This is a genomic window from Amycolatopsis sp. lyj-108 (assembly GCF_046549005.1).
In the GTDB taxonomy this organism is placed as follows: Bacteria; Actinomycetota; Actinomycetes; order Mycobacteriales; family Pseudonocardiaceae; genus Amycolatopsis.
Genome location: NZ_JAJPWQ010000003.1, coordinates 44380 through 66816 on the forward strand (window position 1 = coordinate 44380; position 22437 = coordinate 66816).

At 72.8% G+C, this 22437-nt stretch carries 8 protein-coding genes; 7 read left to right on the forward strand and 1 reads right to left on the reverse strand.

Going from position 1 to position 22437, the window contains the following annotated elements; genetic code table 11:
* Positions 1 to 38: 38 nt before the first annotated feature.
* The 7 genes from ACLJO0_RS11905 to ACLJO0_RS11935 all read left to right on the forward strand — a co-directional run bounded on the left by ACLJO0_RS11905 (position 39) and on the right by ACLJO0_RS11935 (position 19564).
* Positions 39 to 7994 carry an amino acid adenylation domain-containing protein gene (locus ACLJO0_RS11905; RefSeq protein WP_410578314.1) on the forward strand — a complete coding sequence of 2652 codons (7956 nt, stop codon included), beginning with the start codon at positions 39 to 41 and terminating at the stop codon, positions 7992 to 7994.
* On the forward strand, positions 7991 to 14908 hold the full coding sequence (locus tag ACLJO0_RS11910) for an amino acid adenylation domain-containing protein (protein ID WP_410578316.1): 6918 nt from the start codon (positions 7991 to 7993) through the stop codon (positions 14906 to 14908). Before ACLJO0_RS11905 ends, ACLJO0_RS11910 begins: the two co-directional genes overlap by 4 nt.
* A gap of 5 nt (positions 14909 to 14913) precedes the next feature.
* A complete protein-coding gene (locus ACLJO0_RS11915) occupies positions 14914 to 15852 on the forward strand; it encodes a threonine/serine dehydratase (protein ID WP_410578318.1) in 939 nt (312 codons plus the stop codon).
* Positions 15839 to 16843: a 2,3-diaminopropionate biosynthesis protein SbnA gene (gene sbnA / locus ACLJO0_RS11920; protein ID WP_410578319.1), complete on the forward strand. Its 1005-nt coding sequence runs from the start codon at positions 15839 to 15841 to the stop codon at positions 16841 to 16843. The genes ACLJO0_RS11915 and sbnA overlap by 14 nt, the downstream gene beginning before the upstream one ends.
* Before the next feature lie 9 nt (positions 16844 to 16852).
* The gene (locus ACLJO0_RS11925) at positions 16853 to 17776 is read left to right on the forward strand and encodes an ornithine carbamoyltransferase (RefSeq protein ID WP_410578321.1); all 924 of its coding nucleotides are present in this window, start codon (positions 16853 to 16855) and stop codon (positions 17774 to 17776) included.
* Positions 17773 to 18819 (forward strand): ornithine cyclodeaminase, encoded by a 1047-nt coding sequence (locus ACLJO0_RS11930; protein WP_410578322.1) that lies wholly within the window; start codon positions 17773 to 17775, stop codon positions 18817 to 18819. The genes ACLJO0_RS11925 and ACLJO0_RS11930 overlap by 4 nt, the downstream gene beginning before the upstream one ends.
* 223 nt (positions 18820 to 19042) lie before the next feature.
* Positions 19043 to 19564 (forward strand): hypothetical protein, encoded by a 522-nt coding sequence (locus ACLJO0_RS11935; protein WP_257485533.1) that lies wholly within the window; start codon positions 19043 to 19045, stop codon positions 19562 to 19564.
* 242 nt (positions 19565 to 19806) lie between these two features.
* Here ACLJO0_RS11935 and ACLJO0_RS11940 read toward each other — a convergent pair whose 3' ends face one another.
* Entirely contained in the window at positions 19807 to 22293 is a 2487-nt protein-coding gene (locus ACLJO0_RS11940; protein WP_410578324.1) for a tetratricopeptide repeat protein, read from the reverse strand.
* Between the last annotated feature and the right edge of the window lie 144 nt (positions 22294 to 22437).

Genomic DNA, 22437 nt, shown 5'->3' on the forward strand with positions numbered 1-22437 from the left:
CTGCGAAGTCCGGCCGGGTCATGAGGGGGTTCAGCGGGTTGCGGGTAGATCTGGGTGCGTTCGGCCGGGTACACGAGGCGTTCGAGGAGCAGGCGCGAAGGACACCCCACCGCTGTGCTCTCGTCGCGGGTGACGAGCGGCTGAGCTACGCCCGGCTGGACGAGGCCGCGAACACGGTCGCGCACGCCCTGCTCCGCCGCGGGGTGGCACGCGGCGACCTGGTCGGTGTGTGCCTGCGCCGCGGCCGGTGGCTGGTGCCCGCGCTGCTGGGAGTGCTGAAGGCGGGGTGTGCGTACGTTCCGCTGGACCCGTCCGCTCCCCCGGCGCACGGCACGTCGGTCGTCGCGGACTCCGGGCTGTCGCTGGTGGTGGCGGACGAACCGGGTCCGGCCGCGCTCGCGGGCGCCGACGTGCCGGTGCTGGCCATCGGAGACGTCGCCGCATCGCCCACGACCTTCCCCGGTGTCCCGGGTTCCGGCGCGGACCTCGCGTACGTGATCTACACGTCCGGTTCCACCGGCAGGCCGAAAGGTGTCCAGGTCGAGCATCGCAACGTGCTCGCGTTGCTGGCATGGGCGGCCGCGACCTACAGCGACGACGAATTGCGTGGCGTACTCGGCGCCGCGTCGGTCTGCTTCGACGCGTCCGTCGCCGAGCTCTTCCCGCCACTGGTGACCGGCGGGAGCCTGGTGCTCGCCGAGAACCTGCTCGCGCTGCCCGGGCTGGCCGCGCGGGACGAGGTGACGTTCGTCCAGGGCGTGCCGTCCGTGCTGGCGGTGCTGGCGCGCACCCCGCTGCCGCGTTCGGTGCGGACCGTCGCGATCGCGGGTGAGGCACTGCACCGATCGCTCGTCGACCGCCTCTACGCCAACAAGGGCGTGCGTCGGATCGTGAACTGCTACGGCCCGACCGAGGCGACGGTGAACTGCTCGTGCCACGAGGTCGGCCGGGACGAGCCGGACGACCCGCCGATCGGCACACCGCTGCCCGGCGCCGCGTTCTCGGTGCGCGACGCCGAGGGTCGCGCGCTCGGCGACGACGAGGTCGGTGAGCTGTGGGTCAGCGGAGCGCTCGTGACCCGCGGATACCTGGGGCAGCCGGAACTGACCGCCGAGAAGTTCGTGGTCGACTCCCGCGGCGTCCGGCACTACCGCACCGGCGACCTGGTCCGGTGCCGCGACGGCGTGCACCACTTCGTCGGCCGCGCCGACGACCAGGTGAAGGTGCGCGGCTTCCGGATCGAGCCGGGACAGGTCCAAGCCGCGCTCCTCACCCATCCGGCCGTCGGCAACGCCGTGGTGCTCGCACCTGCCGACGAACACGGGGAGCGCAGGCTCGTCGGGTTCGTCGAACCGGCCGGTGACGGGCTGTCCGAGCCGGAGCTGCTGCGCTGGCTGCGGTCGCGGCTGCCCACGCACCTGGTGCCGTCACGGATCGCCGTGCTCGACGCGATTCCGCTCGGCACGACCGGGAAAGCGGACCGGACCGCGCTGGCGGCGTGGGTGTTCGACCGCGGCGACACCGAGTACGCCGCCCCGCGCACCGAGGCCGAGCGGCTGGTCGCCGAGGTGGTCGCGGCCGCGTTCGGACTGCCGGGAATCGGTGTGCACGACCGGTTCTCCGAGTCGGGCGGGCACTCCCTCGCCGCGGCGCGTGCGGTCGCGCGGCTACGGGAGAGCACCGGCCGGGTGGTGACGCTGGCGGAATTCCTCTCCGACGGCACGGTGGCGGCGGTCGCCCGGCGGCTCGCCGACGCCCCGGCCGCGGCGCCCTCGGTGGCGCTGGAGGCACATCCGGGCCGGGAGAACTACCCTCTGACCGGCACGCAACGGGATCTGTGGACGCTCGCCCAGCTCGGCTCGACCGGCACCGCGACGACGGTCGCGTGGCGGCTGCGGCTGCGCGGCCGGGTGTCGGTGCCCGCGCTGCGGGCCGCCGCGGACGGGATCGTGGCGCGGCACGAGGTGCTGCGCGGCACGATCGGTGACCACGACGGCGAACCGGTCATGGTGGTGGGCGCGCCGGTGCGGGTCCCGGTGGACGTGCGCGACCTGCGTGGGCTCGCCGACGCGGACCGCCGTGCCGGGGAACTGGCCGCGGCCGCCGCCCGGCACGCGTTCGACCTCACCGAGGACACGCCTCTTCTGCGGATCACGCTGCTCCGCCTCGCCGACGACGTGGCCGACCTGGTCGTCGTGTCCGACCACATCGCCACCGACGGCGCGTCCATCGGCGTGCTCATGGCGGAACTGGCCCGCGCGCCCGCGGCCCCCTTCGCGCAGGTCGGTGCGGTGGCTTTGCGGGAACGCGCGCTCGCCGAGGTGCCCGGTGAACGAGACCGGCTGGCCGCGTACTGGTCGGATGCCCTGGCGGGAGCGATCCCGCCGGACGCCCTCTTCGACCGCGTCGTGCACGGCCGGCGGCGTTTCGAAGGCGAGCGGATCAGCACGCCACTGCCCGAGTCGCTGGGGTCGGCGGTGCGCGCGCTCGCCGAATCGACCGGGGTGACGCCGTTCGCGGTGTACCTGTCGGCGATGGGGGTGCTGGTCGGCGAACTGGTGCGGGGCAAGGACGTTCTGCTGGGAATGGCGACCGCGCACCGGGACCTGCCCGTGCTCGAACACACCGTCGGACCGCTGGTCGACGTCCTGCCGGTCCGGTTACGGCTCGAGGCGGACACGTCGTTCCGCGACCTGCTGCGCGCGGCCATGACCACGGCGGCGCACGCCATCGACCATCGGGGCCCGCCCAGCGGTGAACTCGCCGAACTGTGGGGCGGCGACCGGCCCGCCGGGGTACCACTCACGCCGGTGTCGATCGCGGTGCAACCCGACGGTATCCCGCTGTCGGCGCACGGACCCGGCACGCGGCTGGACCTGCTCGGCGAGCTGCCGACCGGCGGCAGCCACACCCCGCTGACGGTGTTCGTGAACGCCCACGCCGGTGGCGCCGAGCTGATCGTCGAGCACGACCCGTCGTGGCTCGCCCCCGCCCGCGCCCGCTGGTTCACCCGTTCCCTGCTGCACCTTCTGCACGCCGCGGTGTCCACACCGGACATCGCCCTGTCCGCGCTGGCACTGACGGCGGACGGGGAACTCGCCGAGCTGACGACGTGGGGCACCGGCCCCGCACTGCCCGCCGACGACGCGGCCGGCGTGCCGGAAGCGGTGTGGCGCAACGCTTCGAGGACACCGGACGCGGTCGCGGTGTCGGCTGAGGGCGGGCAGCTGACGTACGCGGAACTGGTAGGCCACGCCGACCGGATCGCGCGCGTCCTCGCCGCGTCCGGGGTGGCGGCCGGGGACACGGTCGGGGTGTGCCTGCCGCGCGACGAGTTCCTGCCCGCCGCGCTCCTCGCCGTGTGGCGGGCAGGTGCGGGGTATCTGCCGCTCGACACCGAGCAACCCGTCGCGCGACTGGCCCGGCTCGCGAGCGAGGCCGGCCTGCGGGTCGTGCTCACGCGTGGCGGCGCCCAGCCGGTCGCATCGGAGACCGCCGACGCCGTCCCGGGCCTGCGCGTGGTCGATGCCGACCGGACCGACGAAGTGCCCTTCGAGCCGGTGCTGCCGGACGGCGACGCACTCGCCTACGTGCTGTACACGTCGGGGTCGACCGGGCGGCCCAAGGGTGTCGAGATCAGCCACGCGAACCTGCACGCGTTCATCCGGTCCCGGGGGCTCCGCCCCGGTATGACGCGGGACGACGCGATGCTCGCGCTCGCGCCGCTCGCCTTCGACGTGTCCGCCGAGGAGCTGTGGTGGCCGCTCGCCACCGGCGCGCACTGCGTCGTCGCCGACCGCGACAGCGCCGTCGACGGCCACCTGCTCGCGCGGCGGATCGCCGAGGGCGGCGTCACGATCGTCGACCTGACCCCCACGAGCCTGCGGATGCTGCTCGCCGCGGGCTGGCCGGGTGACCCCCGGCTGCGATTGATGCTCGGCGGCGAAGTGCTCGACCCGGCCCTCGCCGCGCGGGCCCTGCCGCTGGTCGGCGAGCTGTGGAACGGCTACGGCCCGACGGAGACCACGGTCGCGGCGACCGCGCACCGGATCACCGGCCACGACCGGGAACGTGTCCCGATCGGTTCGCCGACGCCGGGCGCCCGGCTGTACGTGGTGGACGAGGCGGGCAGGCTCGCACCGCCCGGCGCGATCGGTGAGCTGTGGATCGGCGGCACCGGCGTCGCGACCGGCTACCGGGCACGGCCCGAACTGACCGCGTCCGCGTTCGTCGCCGACCCGGTGCGGCCAGGCGAGCGCTGCTACCGCACCGGCGACCTGGTCCGGTGGCGGCCGGACGCGACACTGGAGTTCCTCGGCCGCGCCGACGACCAGGTGAAGGTGCGGGGCAATCGGTTCGAACTCGGCGAGATCGAGTCGGTGCTGCGCGCACTGTCCGATGTAGACGATGCGGCGGTGGCGGTGGCCGCGGACGGCGTGGACGCGCACGTGATCGGCTACCTCACCCCCGCGACCGTCGACGCGGCGGCCGTCGAGCGACGGACGCGGCGGCTGCTGCCCGCCTACATGGTGCCGAGTTCGTGGCGCACCCTGGACGCACTCCCCTTGCTGCCCAACGGAAAGCTCGACCGGCGAGCGCTACCGCCGGTGCCCGTCGCCCCACCGGCCGCGGCCGCGCCGCTGTCGGCCGCCGAGGCGGTGGTCGCGCAGGCGTGGCGGGAATGCCTCGAATTCGACGAGGCGATCGGCCCGGACAGCGACTTCTTCGCGCTCGGCGGCCGATCGCTGGCCGCGACCCGGGTGGTCGGCCTCCTGCGCACCCGGCTGAGACGCCGGGTCACCGTCCGCATGGTGTTCGACCACCCGGTGCTCGCCGACTTCACCGCGCGGATCGACGGGGAAGCCGCCTGCGACGACCAGCCGCTCGTCACCCGCGCGGACCCGGCCGCACCCGTACCGCTGTCGTCGGCGCAGCGCATGCTGTGGTTCGCGGCGAAGCTCGACCCGGGCAGCGCCGCCTACAACTCCCCCACCGTGCTGCGGATCCGGGGCGCACTGGACGAGTCGCGCCTGTACCGCGCGATCCGTGCGCTCGCGGCGCGGCACCACGTGCTGCGCAGCCGGTTCACCGAGATCGATGGGGAGCCGGTCGCGGTCCTCGGACCGCTCAACGCCGTTTCGATGTCCACTGTGGACATCGGGGAGCCGGAGACGGAGGCCGCGGTGGCGGCCGAGATCCGGCGGCCGTTCGCGCTGGACGCCGCGCCACCGCTGCGCGTGGTCCTGTTCCGGCTCGCACCGGACCACCACGTGCTGACCCTCACCTGCCACCACATCGCCACCGACGCGGTCTCGCAACGGCTCCTGCTGTCCGAAGTGGACCAGTTCTATCGCACCGAACCCGACGACTGGCCGACACCACCGGCACTCCAGTACGCCGACCACGCCACGGGGGAACGCGAGCAGGACCGGTCCGAGGGGCTCGACTGGTGGGAGCGGCGGCTCGCGGACCTGCCCCCGTTGCGGCCGCCTGCCGACCGGCCCCGCCCCGCCATCGCCGACTGGACAGCGGACGAGGTCCCGATCCGGCTGTCCTCGGTCGTCACCGGCCGGGTCCGCGCCATGGCGAACGACGCCGGGACCACGCCGTTCACGATCCTGCTCGCGGCCTGGCAACTGCTGCTCGCGCGGCTGGCCGGGATACGGGACCTCGCGGTCGCCGTGCCGTACAGTGGTCGCCACTCCGCCGAACTGGCCGGGATGGTCGGCTTCTTCGTCAACACCGTGGCCGTCCGTGCCGACCTCGGGGCCGGCGTCCGGTCGGGCCTCGACCTCGTGGCCAGGACACGCGACGCGGTACTCGACGCGTTCGCGCACGCCGACGTGCCGTTCGACGAGGTCGTGCGGCGGCTCGCACCGGAGCGGGACCCGGCGAGCACCCCGGTGTGCCAGGTGATGATGAACGTCCTCGACGAACAGCCGACCGCTGCGCTCGGCGACCTGGCCGTGACGGTGCTGCCACAACCGATCGCCACCGCGCTTTACGACCTGAACCTGGACCTCGCCGGCACCGGCGACGGCTACACCGGCAGGCTGGTGTTCCGCACCGGCCTGTTCGACCGGGCCACGATCGAACAGTGGGCCCGTTGGTACGGCACCCTGCTGGACCGGCTCACCGCCGATCCGGAGGCCGCACTGTCCACACTGGACATCCTGGACGACGCGGACCGTGCCGCGCTGCTCGCCTGGGGCACCGGAAAACCTTTGCCTGTCACGCGAACCGTGGTCGCCGACGTGCTCGCGCAGCCACCCGGCGCGGTGGCGACGTCATCGCCTACTGGGCGACTGTCCTATGCGGACCTGGCCACCTGGTCGGCACAGGGTGCCCGCGGCCTGCTCGCCGCGGGTGTCACCAGCGGTGATGTGGTCGGCGTATGCCTGCCCCGCGACGAATACCTGCCCGCCGGGCTGCTCGCGGTGTGGCGGGCGGGTGGCGCGTACCTGCCGCTGGATCCCGGCCATCCCGCGGACCGGATCGCGGCGCTCGCCGCCGACGCCGGGATCCGGGTCGTCGCCGCCCGCGGCCACGCGCTGGAAGTGGCCCGCGCCGCGCTGCCGCACCTGACCGTCGTGGACCTCGACGTCCCTGTCACGGACACTCGCCCGCTGCGGGAGCCGGACCAGGACGACCTCGCCTACGTCCTCTACACGTCCGGTTCGACCGGCAGGCCGAAGGGCGTCGCGGTCACACACGGGAACCTCGCCGCGCTGGTCCATGCCTTCCGCGAGGTCACCGATGTGCGGCCTGACGACACCTGGCTGGCGGTGGCACCGCTCGTGTTCGACACGGCCACCGGCGAGATCTGGACGACGCTGGCCGCGGGCGCGCACTGCGCGATCGCCGACCGGGACTGTGCCGTCGACGGGCACGCGCTGGTACGGCGGCTCGTCGCGACCGGCGCGACCCGGTTCAACCCGACACCGACCACCTTGCGGATGCTCGTCGCCGCCGGACTTCCCGATCTGCCGGGACTGCACGTGCTCTCCGGCGGTGAAGCCCTCGACGTCGCACTGGCGCGGCAGCTCACCGCCCGGGTCGCGAGCGTGCGCAACTGCTACGGCCCCACGGAGACCACCATCACCGCGACCACCCATCTCGTGACCACCGCCGACCTGGCGGCCGACCGGCCGATACCGATCGGCGGACCGCTCGGCGGCACGCTGCTCACGGTGGCCGACCCGTTCGGCCAGACCGCGCTTCCCGGCGCGGTCGGCGAGTTGCGCATCGGCGGCGCCGGCGTGACATCGGGCTACCGGGACCGCCCGGAGCCGACCGCGGCCGCCTTCGGCACCGACCCGTTGCACGGGGTCCGCTCCTACCGCACCGGCGATCTGGTCCGCTGGCGTGCCGACGGCGCGCTGGAGTTCCACGGCCGCGCCGACCACCAGGTGAAGATCCGCGGCAACCGGGTGGAACTCGGCGAGGTGGAGCACGTGCTGCGCACGGTCGCCGGGGTGACCGACGCGGTGGTCGTGGTGCTTTCCGGGAACGGCGAACCACACCTCGTCGGCTACCTCACTCCGTCCACTGTGGACATCGGCGCGGTGTCGGCCGTACTACGCGGACGACTACCCGACTACGCGGTGCCGCACCGGTGGGTGCCGCTCGACGCGTTCCCGGTCACCGCGACCGGCAAGGTGGACCGCGCCGCGCTACCCGCGCCCTCGGCACCGGTGCGACCGGACAGCCCGCCGTCATCGGCGGTCGAGGAGCTCGTCGCGGTGATCTGGGCCGAGGTGCTCGGCCGGGAGCGGGTCGGCGCGCTGGACGACTTCTTCGGCCTTGGCGGACATTCGCTCGCCGCGACCAAGGTCGTCGGCCGCCTCGGCGAGGCGCTCGGCTTCCCCGTCCCGGTGCGGTGCCTGTTCGACCGGCCGGTGCTGCGGGAGTTCGCGGCGGAACTTGAACGGATCGCGATGACCGCATTGGCGGAGGACAACGCCATCGGTGTCCCGACGGGGAGCACGGCATGACCGACTCAGTGATCTCTCCCGCACAGCGACGCATGCGTGAGCTGCTCGCCGACCGCGCCGCCGCCGCACTGCGTGGCGGCGCCCCCGCCGCGACGCCCGCCATCCCCCGGCTCCCCCGCGACGGATCGCCGGTGCCGCTGTCGCCCGCGCAGGCCAGGCTGTGGTTCCTGGCCCGCTTCGAACCCGGCGGCCACGCCTACAACCTGCCGCTCGTGCTCGAACTGACCGGACCGGCCGACGAGACCGCGCTGCTCGCCGCGGTCTGGGATGTCGCCGACCGCCACGACGTGCTCCGCGGCGTGTACCGGGAGATCGACGGCGAGCCCATGCGGTGCGCCGGGCCCGCCGTCCCGGTGTCCACTGTGGACGTCACGGCGGCGGAGCTGGACGCCGCGGTGGCCGCCGAGGCCACCCGTCCGTTCGCGCTCGAGGACAGGCCACCGATGCGGGCCGTGCTGTTCCGGGTCACCGCCGACCGGCGTGTGCTGGTGTTGACGTTCCACCACATCGCGATGGACGCCCCGTCGGTCGCCGTCGTGCTCGACGACCTCGCCGCCTGCTACGCGGCCCGCCTCGGCGTCCGCGACATGCCGCCGCCACCGGCTCTTCAGTACGCGGACCTGGTGGCGTGGAACGGTTCCAGGCCGGACACCGCCGAGGACGGCCTGGACTGGTGGTCCGAGCGGCTCGCGGGGCTCCCTCCGGTGCTGGAGCTGCCGACCGACCGGCCCCGTCCGGCCGTGGCCGGCGACGAGGGCGCCGAGGTCGGCGTCGAGGTGCCCGCCGCGCTCACCGCGCGATTGCGGGAGATCGGCCGCACCACCGGCGCCACCCCGTTCATGGTGTTCCTGGCGTGCTGGCAGACACTGCTCGCCAGGCTGGCCGGGACGACCGACGTGCCGGTGGGTGTGCCGGAGTCCGGACGGCACCACCCGGACACCGAACGGATCGTCGGCTGCTTCGTCGGCACGCTGGTGCTGCGCACCGACCTGGCCGGGGCGAGCACCGGCCGGGAACTGCTCGCCGCCGCCAGGGCCACGGTGCTCGACGCGTTCGCGCATACGGACGTGGCGTTCGAGCGGATCGTGGAGCGGGTCGCGCCACGACGCGGGCTCGACGCGTCACCGGTCTTCCAGGTCATGCTCAACGTGCTCGACGAACCGTCGCGGGCACCCGAGCTGCCCGGTCTGGCCACCAGGGTCACCGAACCGCCGGTGCGCAGCGTCAAGTTCGACCTGAACCTCGCGCTGTCCCGGTCCGGCGACGGCTATTCGGGCGGGCTGGCCTACCGCACCGACCTGTTCGACCGGGGCACCGCGGAACGGATCGCCCGCTGGTTCGTCACGCTCGTCGACGGGATCACCGCGGACCTCGACCGGCCCGTGGCCGAGGTGCCCCTCGAAGTCGTCACCACCCCGGCGCTGGCGGGCCCGGAGCCGGAGCGGACCGGACTCCGCCCGGTGCACACGCTGATCGAGGACACCGCCGACCGCTGCCCGGACCGGGTCGCCGTGGTCGGCGCGACCGGCACGCTCACCTACCGGCGGCTCGACGAACGCGCCAACCGGATCGCGCACCGGCTGCGGGCGCTCGGCGTGCGTGCCGACGAGCCGGTCGGGCTACTGCTCGAACAGGGCACGGACGTGGCGTGCGCGGTGCTGGGCATCATGAAATCCGGCGGCGCGTACCTGCCGATGGACACCACCTATCCGCGGGCGCGGGTGGCCGCCATCCTCGCCACCGCGGGCGCGCGGATCCTGCTCGCCGAACCCGGCCTCGACATCACCGTTCCCGGGGTCACGGTCCTGACCGTCGACGACGCGGTCGCCGACCAGCCCGGCACCCGGCCGGATGTCCCGGTCGCGGGGCACGACCTGATCCACGTGATCTTCACGTCCGGTTCGACCGGTGCGCCGAAGGGGGTCGCGGTCGAGCACCGCAACGTCGCGCACTACCTGTCGGGCATGCTGCCCCGGCTCGGCGACGTGGCGGGCGCGTCGTTCGCGGTCGTCTCCACTCCGGCGGCCGACTTCGGCCTCACCTGTGTGTACGGCGCGCTGACCACCGGTGGCACCGTCCACCTGGTCGACCGGGACACCGCGATGGATCCGGAGGCCTTCGCCGGGTATCTGGCCGAGCATCCGGTCGACGTAGTCAAATGCGTGCCCAGCCACCTGGAACTCCTTGCCCGGCACGGCGATCTGGCCTCCGTGCTGCCAAGACGGCTGCTGATCCTCGCCGGCGAGGCGTGCCCGTGGTCGCTCGTCGAGCGGGTCGAGGCGGCCCGTCCCGGTCTGCGGGTGCAGAGCCATTACGGGCACACCGAGAGCACGATGATCTCGATGACGTGCGACGTGGCGGCCGTCCCGCCGCACGAGCGCACCGGGTACGTGCCACTCGGCACGCCGCTGCCCGGGGTCGTCGGTCATCTCGTCGACGCGCGCGGCATGGTCGTGCCCGACGGCATGACCGGCGAACTGGTGATCGGCGGGCCGCAGATCACCCGCGGCTACTTGGGCGACGACACGCAGACCGCGGCCAGGTTCGTACCCGATCCGCTGGGCACGGGCGTGCGGTGCTTCCGCAGCGGCGACCTGCTGCGGGTGCGGGCCGGCGGCACCGTGCAGTTCCTCGGCCGCGCCGACGACCAGGTGAAGGTGCGCGGCCACCGGGTGGAACTGGGTGAGGTCACCGCCGCTCTCCGCGACGTCGACGGGGTGGCCGAGGCCGTGGTGCTTCCCGTCGGCGCCGGCCTCGACCGGCGCCTGGCCGCTTGGCTGGTCGGTCCGGGGCTCGATGTGGCGACTGTGCGCCGAACGCTGCGGGAGCGTCTGCCGGACTACATGGTGCCTGCCTCGCTGACCGTTCTGGATCGCTTGCCGCTCAACGCGAACGGCAAGATCGACCGGGCGGCGCTACCCGACGCGGCTGAGCGGGAGCCCGTCACGCGGCGGCCGGTGGCGACCCCGGCCGAGCGGCTCGTGGCGCGGATCTGGGGCGACGTGCTCGGGATCGACGGCATCGCCGCCGACGACGACTTCTTCGCCGTGGGCGGTCATTCCTTCGCCGCGGTGCGCGTGGCGGGGCGGCTGGGCGAGGCGCTGCGCCGCGACGTCGCCGTGCGCACGGTGTTCGAGCACCCGGTATTGGCCGACCTCGCCGCCGTGCTGGCCGCCGACCCGGGCGGCGTGTTCGGCGGCGCGCCCATCCCCGTGCGGCCGGACCCCGAAGCGCCCGCGCCCTTGTCGTCCGCGCAGGCACGGCTGTGGTTCCTCGAACTACTCGGCCCGGGGTCGGCCTATCACGCCGATCTCGTGCTGCGGCTGCGTGGACCGCTGGACGCGGCGGCGATGGCGCTCGCGGTGCGGGACGTCGCCGCACGGCACACCGTCCTGCGCAGCGTCATCGAGGAGCGGGACGGCACCCCGGTCGCCGTGCCGGTGCCCGCCGACCGCGTGCCGGTGTCCCTTCTGGACATCGCGGCCGACCGGGTGGACGCGGCATGCCGGGCGGAGCTCGCGCGGCCGTTCGCGCTCGACCGGGAGCCGCCGCTGCGGGCCTCGCTGTTCCGGATCGCCGCCGATGAGCACGTGCTCGCGCTCACCGTGCACCACATCGCGACCGACAACTGGTCGCGCGGCGTCATCGGCAAGGACCTCGCCGACGCGTACGCCGCCCGGCTCGCGGGATCGGCATCGGACGCGGCCCCGCCCGTCCAGTACGCGGACTACGCCGCCTGGCTGGCCGCCCGCGGGCGCGACGAAGACCTGGACTGGTGGTGCGACCGCCTGTCCGGGCTGCCGCCGCTGCTCGCGTTGCCGACCGACCGGCCCCGCCCGGCGGTGGCCGACTGGTCGGGCGGACACGTCCGGTTCGCCCTCCCCGCCGCGCTCACCGCACGCGTCCGGCAGGTCGCGGCCGAGGCGGGCGTGACGCCGTTCATGGTGCTGCTGGCCTGCTGGCAGGAACTGCTCGGCCGCCGCGCCGGGACCGGCGACGTCGCGGTCGGCGTGCCGGAGTCCGGGCGGCATCACCCGGACGCAGAGTCGACGGTGGGCTGTTTCGTGAACACGCTCGTGTTGCGCACGGACCTCGGCGGCGACCCGACCGTGCGGGAGTTGCTCGGCCGGTCCCGCGAGACCGTGCTCGGCGCGTTCGCGCACGCCGAGACGCCCCTCGAAAGGATCATCGAGCGGCTGCGGCCGGAGCGGTCCGTGGCCGCGACGCCGATCTTCCAGGTACTGCTGAACGTCCTCGACCAGCCGGCGACGCCGCCCGCCATCCCGGGTGTCGAAGTGACGGCCGTCCGCGACGCGAACGAGCAGGTGAAGTTCGACCTCAGCATGGTGCTGGTCAACGACGGCGACACCTACCTCGGTGGCCTCGCCTACCGGGCCGACCTCTTCGACGCCGGCACCGCCGAGGGGATCGTCGCCGACTTCCAGTCGCTCCTGACCGGCTTGCTGTCCGATGTGGACCAACCGGTCGCCGCGGTCGGTCCGACCCGTGCCGGGTCCCGCCCGGTCACCGTCGAGCCCGTCGCCGTGCCGGTGACCGGTTCGGGCGCGCTGGAAACGCCGACCGAGCACCGCATCGCCCAGGTTTGGGCGCAGGTGCTCGCTGTACCCGACGTCCGTGCGGACGACGACTTCTTCGCCCTCGGCGGCCATTCGTTCACGGCGGTCCGCGCGGTCCGGCTGATCGACGAGCGGCTTCGGGTCATCGACCTGTTCCTGCACCCGACCGTCCGAGAACTGGCCGCCCACCTCGACGCCGGGCAGGAGACCGGCGACGGCCGCCTGCTGCACCGCCTCTCCCCCGCCCGCGCGGGCACACCGGACGTGACGCTCGTCTGTGTGCCCTACGGCGGCGGCTCGGCCGCGGTGTTCCAGCCGCTGGCCACGGAACTCGCCACCGCCACACCGGGCATCGACCTGCTCGCCGTCGAACTGCCCGGCCACGACGTGGCCCGGCCCGACGAGGCGTTCCGCACTCTCGACGAGGTCGTCGACCTCCTGGCCGACGAGATCGGCCGGACCGTCACCGGCCCGGTCGCGCTGTACGGGCATTGCGTCGGCTCCGCGGTGGCCACCGCGCTCGCCGCGCGGCTCGAGGCCGACGGCCGCACCGTCGCCGGAGTGGTCGTGGCGGGCAGCTTTCCCTCCGCACGTCTGCCGGGCAAGCTTTCCGCCTGGCTGCAACGCCGGTTCCCGCGCGAACGCTGGGTGGCGGACCGGCTCTACCAGGACACGCTGCGGGCCACCGGCGGGCTGCTGGACGACATGGACGAGGCCGCGAGCGCGGCGATGCTGGGTGCGCTGCGGCACGACGCCGGACAGGCGCAAGCGTGGTTCGGCCGCGCGCTCGACCCGGACGCCGGGCAGAAGCCCCGGCTCACGGCACCGGTCCTGTGCGTGGTCGGATCGAGCGACCCGGCGACCGAGCTGTACCAGGAGCGGTACCGCGAGTGGGGCGTGTTCGCCGACCGTGTCGAGCTGGCCGTGCTGCCCAAGGCCGGGCACTACTTCCTGCGCCATCAGGCCGCCGACGTCGCCGCACTGCTACGGGAGCGGTTACCCCGCTGGGCCGCCGGTGACCTGCCGCCGGAAGTCGACGACGTCCCGGTCGCCGCGACCGAGACCCGGCGCGGGCTACGCGCGTTCTACACCGTCGCGGGTGGCCAAGCCGTGTCGATGATCGGCAACGAACTGAGCGCGTTCGCCCTCGGCGTGTGGGCCTACCAGCTCAGCGGACGCGTCATCGACCTCGCGCTGGTCGTGTTGCTCGCCCGTGTGCCGAGCATGCTCCTGACGCCGGTCGGCGGCGCGCTCGCCGACCGGGTGGACCGCAGGCGGATCATGCTGTGCTGCGATCTGACGAGCGGCGCGGCGATGGCCGCGCTCGCCGTCCTGGTCGCCTTGGGACGGCTTGATCTCGTGGCGGTCTGCGTGATCGTCGGGGTCATGTCGGTGGCGTCGGCGTTCCACCGGCCCGCCTACCTGGCGGCGATCGCCCAGCTGGTGCCGAAACCGTACCTGCCGCAGGCCAACGCGCTCGCCGACATGGGCGCCGGGCTCGGCACCGTACTCGGGCCGGTCCTCGGCGGTGTCCTCATGGGACTGTCCGGGCTGACCGCGGTCGTCGTGGTCGACGTCGCCACGTTCGCCATCGGGGTGACCACCCTCGTGCTGGTGCGGTTCCCGAACCGGATGTTCTTCACCCAGGTCGAACCGTTCACGAGGGCGGTCACCGGCGGGTGGAAGTTCGTGCTGCGCCGCAAGCCGCTGCTGGTGATGATCGGCTACTTCGCGGTGGTCAACTACTTCACCGCCGTGATGTGGGTGGGACTCACCCCGCTGGTCCTGTCGATCGGCTCGACGGGCGAACTGGGGGTGGTCAGTGCCGTCGGCGGGATCGGCGCCGCGGTCGGCGCACTCGTCGTGATCACCTGGGGCGGCACCGCGCGCCGTTCCACCGGCATGATCGCCTTCGTCATCGGCTCCGGGCTCGGGGTGGCACTGATGGGGGCGTGGCCGTCGGTGTTCGTGGTCGCGGCAGGCCTGTTCGTGCGGCTGGCGTGCATGAGCATCGGCAACGCGCATTGGCTGTCGATCATCCAGACGAAGGTCGGCCAGCAGCTGCAGGGCCGGGTGCTGGCGATCAACGTCATGCTGGCGACCGCCATGCAACCGCTCGGATTCCTGACCGCGGGACCGCTCGCCGATCGGCTCGGCGGCTTCGCCACGCTGATGGTGGTGTCCGGTGCCGTGCTGGTGGTGTGGGGTGTGCTCGGGCTGCGGTACCGGCCGCTACGCGACATCGAGGACCTGCTGCCGGACGCGGCGCCACCGGCGGAGATCGACGCCGACCTCGACCGGGTGCAGGCGCTCGCCGACCGGAACCTGGCGCGGTGACGCCGATGTCCTCTCTCGTCACCCCGGCCGACCTGCGTTCCGCCGCCGAGCGGATCCGGTACGCCGTGCACCGCACTCCCCTGCTCGGCCCGGTCGGCGACCTGTGGCTCAAACCGGAGCACCGGCAGCGGACCGGTTCGTTCAAGGCACGAGGCGCGCTCAACGCGGTCGCCGGGCTCACCGCGGGCCACGTCCTCGCCCAGTCGTCCGGCAACCACGGGCGTGCGGTGGCCTACGCGGCGGCACTGCACGGCCTGCGCGCCACGGTCGTCCTTCCCGCCACCGCGCCCGCGTTGAAGGTGGACGCGGTGCGCGCGCTCGGCGCGCACGTCGTAGTCGTGCCACCCGCGCTGCGCGAGCGGACCACGGCCGAACTGGCGGCGCGGACCGGCGCCACCGTCGTCGGTTCCGCCGACTTCGACGTGATCGCCGGGCACGGCACGGTCGGCACCGAGATCGTGGCGGATCTGCCGGAGGTGCGCACCGTCCTGGTGCCGGTGTGCAACGGCGGCCTGCTCGCCGGGGTCGCCGCCGCGGTGAAGGCGGTCTCCCCCGGCACCCGTGTCGTCGGGGTCGAGCCGGCGCTGGCCGGGGACGCGGCCGAGTCGCTGCGGCTGGGCAGGCTGGTGCGGTGGCCGGTGGAGCGGACCTACCGCACGATCGCGGACGGGCTGCGCGCGCCGGTGCTCGGCGAGCTCGCCTGGCGGCACATCAGGGTGCTCGTGGACGACATCGTCACCGTCGACGAGGACGCCATCGTCGCCGCGCAGGAGTTCCTGTCCGACCGGTTCGGGGTGCTCGCGGAGCCGAGCGGCGCGGTGGCGACCGCCGCCCACCTGACCGGACGGTGGCGTGGCGCGACCGTGGCGGTCGTGTCCGGCGGCAATCTCGCGGCCACGGTTCCGGTGGCCAGGGAAGAGCGGGTGTCCGTTGAGCACGGGTGACTTGAGCGGAGTGCTCGCGACGATCGGCGGCACCCCGCTGGTCGCGCTGGAGCGGGTCGTGCCGATCGCGGGCGTCCAGGTGTTCGCGAAGATGGAGAAGTTCAATCCGGGCGGCAGTGTCAAGGACCGCACCGCGCTGCACATGCTGCGCGGCAAGATCCAGGCCGGTGAGCTGGTACCGGGCCGGTCGGTGGTGGTGGAGTCGACCTCCGGCAACCTCGGTGTCGGCCTCGCCCAGCTGTGCGCCTACTTCGAACTCGAACTGATCTGCGTGGTCGACACCCGTACGACCGCGCAGTCCGTCTCCCTGTTGCGGGCCTACGGTGCGGCGGTGGAAGTCGTCTCCGCACCGGGCGGTGACCTGCTCGGCGCGCGGATCGCGCGGGTGCGGGAACTGGTGGCGCGGCTGCCGGACGCGTTCTGGCCCAACCAGTACGAGAACCCGCTCAACGCGGCCGCGCATGAGCAGACGATGGCCGAGATCGTCACCGCGCTGGACGGACGGATCGACTACCTGTTCTGCTCGGTCGGTACCGGCGGCACGCTGCGCGGCTGCGCCGACCACATCCGCGACCACGGCCTGGCCACGAAACTGGTCGCGGTCGACGCGGCGGGCAGCGCGATCTTCCACACCCCGACCGAGGAACGGCTGATCCCCGGGCACGGTGCCGGGTGGCGGCCGCCGCTGGTCGGCTCGGTCGATTCCGCCGGTGCGATCAGCGAAATCGTCCACGTGACGGACCTGGAATGCGTGCGTGCCTGCCGGCTGCTGGTGGCGCGTGAAGCGATCCTGGCAGGCGGGTCGTCGGGCGCGACCGTGTCCGCGCTCGGCAAGCTGCGCCACCGCATCCCCGCCGGTTCCCGCTGTGTGCTCGTCTTCCCCGACGACGGCAACCGCTACCTCGACACCATCTACTCGGATTCCTGGGTACTCGAGCACTTCGGCGAGGTACCCGAGGTCAAGACCCGGCCGTTGACCGCCGCCCGGTAAGGAGAAACCTTGCGCCACCTCATTTCGCTCGACGATCTCACCGACGAGGACCTGCGTTCCGTCGTCGCCCGGGCGACGCGGCTGGCCGACGACCCTCGGCAGGCGGCCACGTCGCTGTCCGGTGAGGTCGTCGGCATCTACTTCCGCAAGACCTCCACGCGCACCCGCACGGCGTTCTCCTCGGGCGCACTGCGGCTCGGCGCGCGCGTCATCTCCTACGGGCCGGGCGACCTGCAGATCAACACCGGAGAGTCCATTGAGGACACCGGGCGGGTGCTGTCCACCATGCTCGACGCGCTCGTGGTGCGCACCGCGGGCGATCCGGCGGAACTGCGGGCCATGGCCGATCAGAAGCGGATGTCGGTGGTCAACGCCATGACCGCGGACGAACACCCCACCCAGGCGCTCGCAGACCTCACCACGATGGTCCGCCGGTTCGGGCGCGTCGACGGGCTGCGGGTGCTGTATCTCGGCGAGGGCAACAACTCCGCGGCCGCGCTCGCGTTGGCGCTCACCCGTTTCCCCGGCACCGAACTGCAGCTGCGCACCCCTCCCGGCTACGGCCTCGATCCCGAAGTGCTGGAGCGTGCGCGGGCACACGCCGCGCGCCACCGTTCGTCCATTGTGGAGCTTCACGACATGGACGACCTGCCCACGTCCGACGTCGTGTACACCACGCGGTGGGAGACGACGGGGACGACCAAACCGGACCCTGACTGGCGCGAGGTGTTCGCACCGTTCCAGGTGACGCGGGCGTTGTGGCGGAGCAGCCCTGACGCGGTGTTCATGCACGACCTGCCCGCGCACCGCGGCGAGGAGGTCACCGCGGAAGTGCTGGACGGCCGGGACAGCATCGCGTTCGCCCAGGCGGAGAACAAGATGTACAGCGCGATGGCGGCATTGGAATGGTGCCGCGGCAAGGATTCGGCATGAGCGAGCAGTGGTACGACCAGGCGGACACGGGACTGGCGGGCGCGGGCCGGGTGACCGTGCTGTCGCGCGCGGACGTCCGGCGCTGCCTGGCGAGCATCGACCCGGTCGAGGTCGTCCGGCGGACGCTGGCCGACCACGACCGCGGTGAGAGCCTGCTCCCCGCGGAGGCGTACCTGCGGTGGGAGAACTCGCGGGGCGCGTACACCCGGTCGATCGGCATGCCCGGCGCGGTGGGGCCGCACCACGGCATGAAGATCATCAACGCCAGCGTGTCCAATCCGGCGGCGGGCCTGGAACGCGCGGGCGGGCTGGGCCTGTGCTTCGACGCCGAGACCGCCCGGGTCACGTCGATCATGGAGGCGGGCTTGCTGAGCGCGGTGCGAACGGCGGCGGTGAGCGCGGTCGGTGTCGACGTCACGGGTTTCGCCGGCGCCGGTTCGCTCGCGATCGTGGGCTGCGGGGCGCAGGGGCGGATGCATGCGACGCTGCTGGCCCGGCGGTTGACGGCCCTGCGCGCGGTGTCGCTGCACGACCGCGACCCGGCCGCCGCCCACCGCCTCGCGGACCTGCTCTCCCGCGACGGCCTCGAAGTGACCGTACACAGCAGTGCCCGCGACGCGGTCGCGGCCGGCGAGATCGCGGTCTTCACCACCACCGCCGACGAGGGCTACGTGACCCCCGATTGGGCTCGGCCCGGCGCGCTGCTGGTCAATGTGTCCTTGGGTGACCTCGCGGACGAGACGTTCCTCGACGCCGCGGCACTGTACGTGGACGACCTCGACCTGGTGGCGGACAACCCGCGCCGCCCACTCGGCCGCTTGATGGGCGCCGGGCGGGTCACCCGCCCATCGGACGGCACGGCGAAACCGATCGACGCCACCTTGGGCGGGCTGCTCACCGGCCGGTACACCAGCCACGGCACCGCCCGGCCGCACGTCGTGCTCAACCCGTTCGGCATGGGCGTGCTGGACGTGGCGCTCTACGGCGCCATCGCCGCGCGAGCCCGGCACTGGGGCGTCGGATCGCTCGTCGACCTCGGCTGATGCCTTGGATCCGGCGTTTTCGAACAACCTCGATCAAGATCACCGCACAAGATCACTAGGCGGCTCCACGTATTGCCGATAATGTTCGCCGTGGCAAGTTGATTGGCTGACGGAAAATAACTCACGCGGGCAAGTCGTGTCCTTCTGGCGCGGAAATAACCCAGAAGGCCGGCCGTCCTGTCGAACTCGGCTTTCGATCCGAACAACGAGAAAGAGAACACCAGTGAAGAAATGGACGACACGGGTCACGACCGGCCTGCTGGTCGCGGGAATGGCACTCGCCGTGCAGAGCGCGCCGGCGATGGCCGAGGAAGAGGTGGACTCCACCACGACCGAGGTCGCACTGACCGACGTGACCACGGAGGGCATCGACGCTTCCGGCGACTGCGGCGGATGGCGGGGCGGTTTGGCGGGCTACGGCCGCTGGAAGGTGGACAAGGCGGGCTGCGGCTACATCAGCCCGGATTCCAAGAAGAACCCGCAGCACCGCCGCTACACGTGGAAGCTCCCGCCCGGTAGCAACAGCAGGATCTGTGTCCAGGCGGAGGGCCACTACTGGAGCACCAAGAAGAACAAGAGCGTCAAGACGTGGAAGACGGCGGGATGCGGAACCGGCGGCACCGTTGTCGTGCGCTGGTCGGGCCCGCCGAAGAAGGGCGGCGGTTATCTCGGCCTCGCCTCGACCCCCAGGGTGCGGGCGAAGGTCCAGCCGGGCTTCGGTGGCGTCGCGTACAGCTGGAAGTGAGCCGGCTCGCGCCGGCGTGACCGACGGCCACCACGGATCCGGGACACCGCCACTCCCCCCTCGATGGCGCCCCGGATCCGTGGTGCACCGGCCGCGTCGCGCATCAAGCGAATTGGCGTGGGCCTCTTTGCCAGTCCCGCCGGCGTCATGTCGCGAAAGCCACTTTCGGGACATCACACGTCTCGAAAGTGGCTTTCGCGACACGCCACATTGCATTACCCCGCCGAAACAGCCCTTGCCGCCTAGCGCAGTCCGATCTCCGTGAGCAGCGCCTGCGCCTTCCGCCCGTGATCGTCGGCCATGCCGGTGTCGCCGGTGACGGCCGCTCCGTGCCCGATCCCTTTGTGCGCCCGCGCCTGCTCGTAGCGGTCGCCCAGTTTCTCGGCGACCGCAAGAGCTTCCCGGTGCCTGGCGATCGAACCCGCGGCGTCACCCAGGTCGCCGAGTGCGACGCCGATGCCGTTGAGCGCCTTGATCTCGAACTCGCCCAAGCTGTTCCGGCGCGCGAGGTCCAGTGCCTCGGTCAGGTGCGCCAGAGCGTCGTCGTGCTCACCCAGCCGCGCGAGCAGCACTCCGATGTGGAGCAACGCCTCGGTCTCCGGGAACGGGTAGCCGAACTCGCGTGCGGTGACGAGCGCCCGCCGGAAGTGGTCGAGTGCCTCGGCGAAGTGCCCCTGCTGCTCGTGCACCGTGCCGAGGTTGCCGTAGGTCAGGCATTCCCCGACCCGGTCCCCGACCTCCAGCATGATCGCCAGTGCCTCGTCCAGATACGTCGCCGCCTTGTCCCAGTCGCCGACGCGCATCGCACTGTTCCCGAGGTTGCCCAGCGCGCGGCTCTCGCTGGTGCGGTTGCCGGTCGCCCGGTGCACGAGCAACGCCTGCCGGTAGCAGTCCTCGGCCGCGGCGAAGTCGCTGAGCCGGTCGAACGCGTTGCCGAGGTTGTTCAGTGCCCGCGCCCAGCTGGCCCGGTCACCGCCCGCGTCGTACCGCGTGAGCGCCTGCTTGAACTGGTCGATGCTCTCCTGGTAGCGGTTGGACCGCAGATAGACCGCACCGAGACTCATCCGCGCACTCGCCTGGACCAGCGGGTCGGCGGCGCGGATCGCGATGCCGTGCACGATCTCCGCGTCGGCGAAGTGCAGCGCGTTGTACAGGTACCGGTTCAGGATCGGCGACATCGTGGCCGCGTCCTCGTGCCTGCCCTGCTCTTCGGCCAGCGCGGTGATGCCCACCAGGTTGTGCCGTTCGGCGTCCAGCCACTCCGTCGCCGCCGCGACGTCGCCGAAGCCCGGCGGCGGAACGTCCGAAGTGGACACTTCGGGCCGGCGGTCGCGTTCGTGCGGGGCGTAGCGGTCCATGGCGCGGGAGGCGGCGTGCCGGTAGTGGTCGAACAACCGGCCGAGTGCGGCCTGCCGCGCGGAAGCGGCGTCCACGTCCCGCGCCAGCCCCGCCGCGTAGAGGCGGACGACGTCGTGCAGGCCGAACCGATCCCGGACGCGCCGCTGCACCAGGCTCCCGGCGACCAGTTCGCCAAGAAGTGCCTCCGCCGCGCGCAGATCCACCCCGGCGAGCGCGGCGGCCGCGCGCGTGTCGACGTCGCGGCCGGGATGGATCGCGAGGAGTCGCAGCAGCAGCGCGGCCTCGGCGGGCAGGTCGGCATAGGACAGGCCGATGGCGTTCTCCAGCTCGTCCTCGACCCGCAGGCTGTCCCGGCGTTCCGCGAGCCGGGCGGCGTGGTCGCGCAACGTCCAGTCGCGCCGGTTCCGGATCCCGCCGGCCACCACCGTCAACGCGAGCGGCAGATGACCGACCAGCTCGGCGATCCTCGTGGCGGCCTCGGTGTCCTCGGCGATCTCGGCCGCGCCGACCAGCCTGCGCAGCATGTCGAGTGACTCGGTCCCCTGAAACGCCTCCAGGTGCACGATCCGCGCACCGGCCAAGCCGGTCAGGCGCCGTCTGCTGGTGATCAGCACGACGCCGCCCGGCGAGTCCGGCAGCAGCGGGCGCACCTGGTCGGCGTCCGCCGCGTTGTCCAGCACCACGACCGGACGCCGATCCGCGAGCAACTGCCGGTACGTCGTCAGCCTGCCCGCGGGACCGAGGCGGTGGATCTCCCCGCCCGGCACCCCGAGCCGCCGGAGGAACTCGTCCAGCACCGCGAGTGGGTCGGCGGGCGCGCGGTCGGCGTCGTAGCCACGCAGGTCCGCCCACAACCGGACCGCGGCGCCGTCCCGGTGTACCAGCCGGTGCGCGACACGGACGGCGAGACTGGTCTTGCCGACACCGGCCATACCGTCGATCACCACCACCGGCGAGCACCGCTCGCCGTCCCCGATGATCGCGGCCAGCTCGGCGTGCCTGCCGACGAACTCCGTGCTGTCGGCGGGCAGCTCACCCGCCACGGTCACCCACGACGAGTCGGCGGTGCGCCCGGCGATCACCTGGCACACCTGCCGCCACCGCGCCACCACCGCTTCGTCGGCGGTGAGCGCACGCACGATGTCCGCGACGAGATCCGCGTCCATTCGCCGTCTGCCCGGCCGCAGGCAGCGATAGACCGTGTTGAACACCGGCAGATCGGGGTTCCCCGCCGTCCGCCGTCCCCGCACGACCCGTCGGTGCAGCTCCCGGTAGGACACGCCGTGCCGGCCGCGCAGCGTGTTCAGCCGGGCGGCCAGTTCGTCGAACGAACCGGCGCCCAGCGGCTCCGGCGTCCGGTCGGGATCCATGATCGAAAAGAGTAGTCCGTTCGGCCGATCGAAAAGGCCCGAACAGGAGAAACCGCCGGTCGCCAAATCTCGTCTAAGGTCGGTCAGCATTCGGTCCGGGAGTCACCGCCGGGCAGATCGGTTCGACGTGTCCAGGGGGTTCCC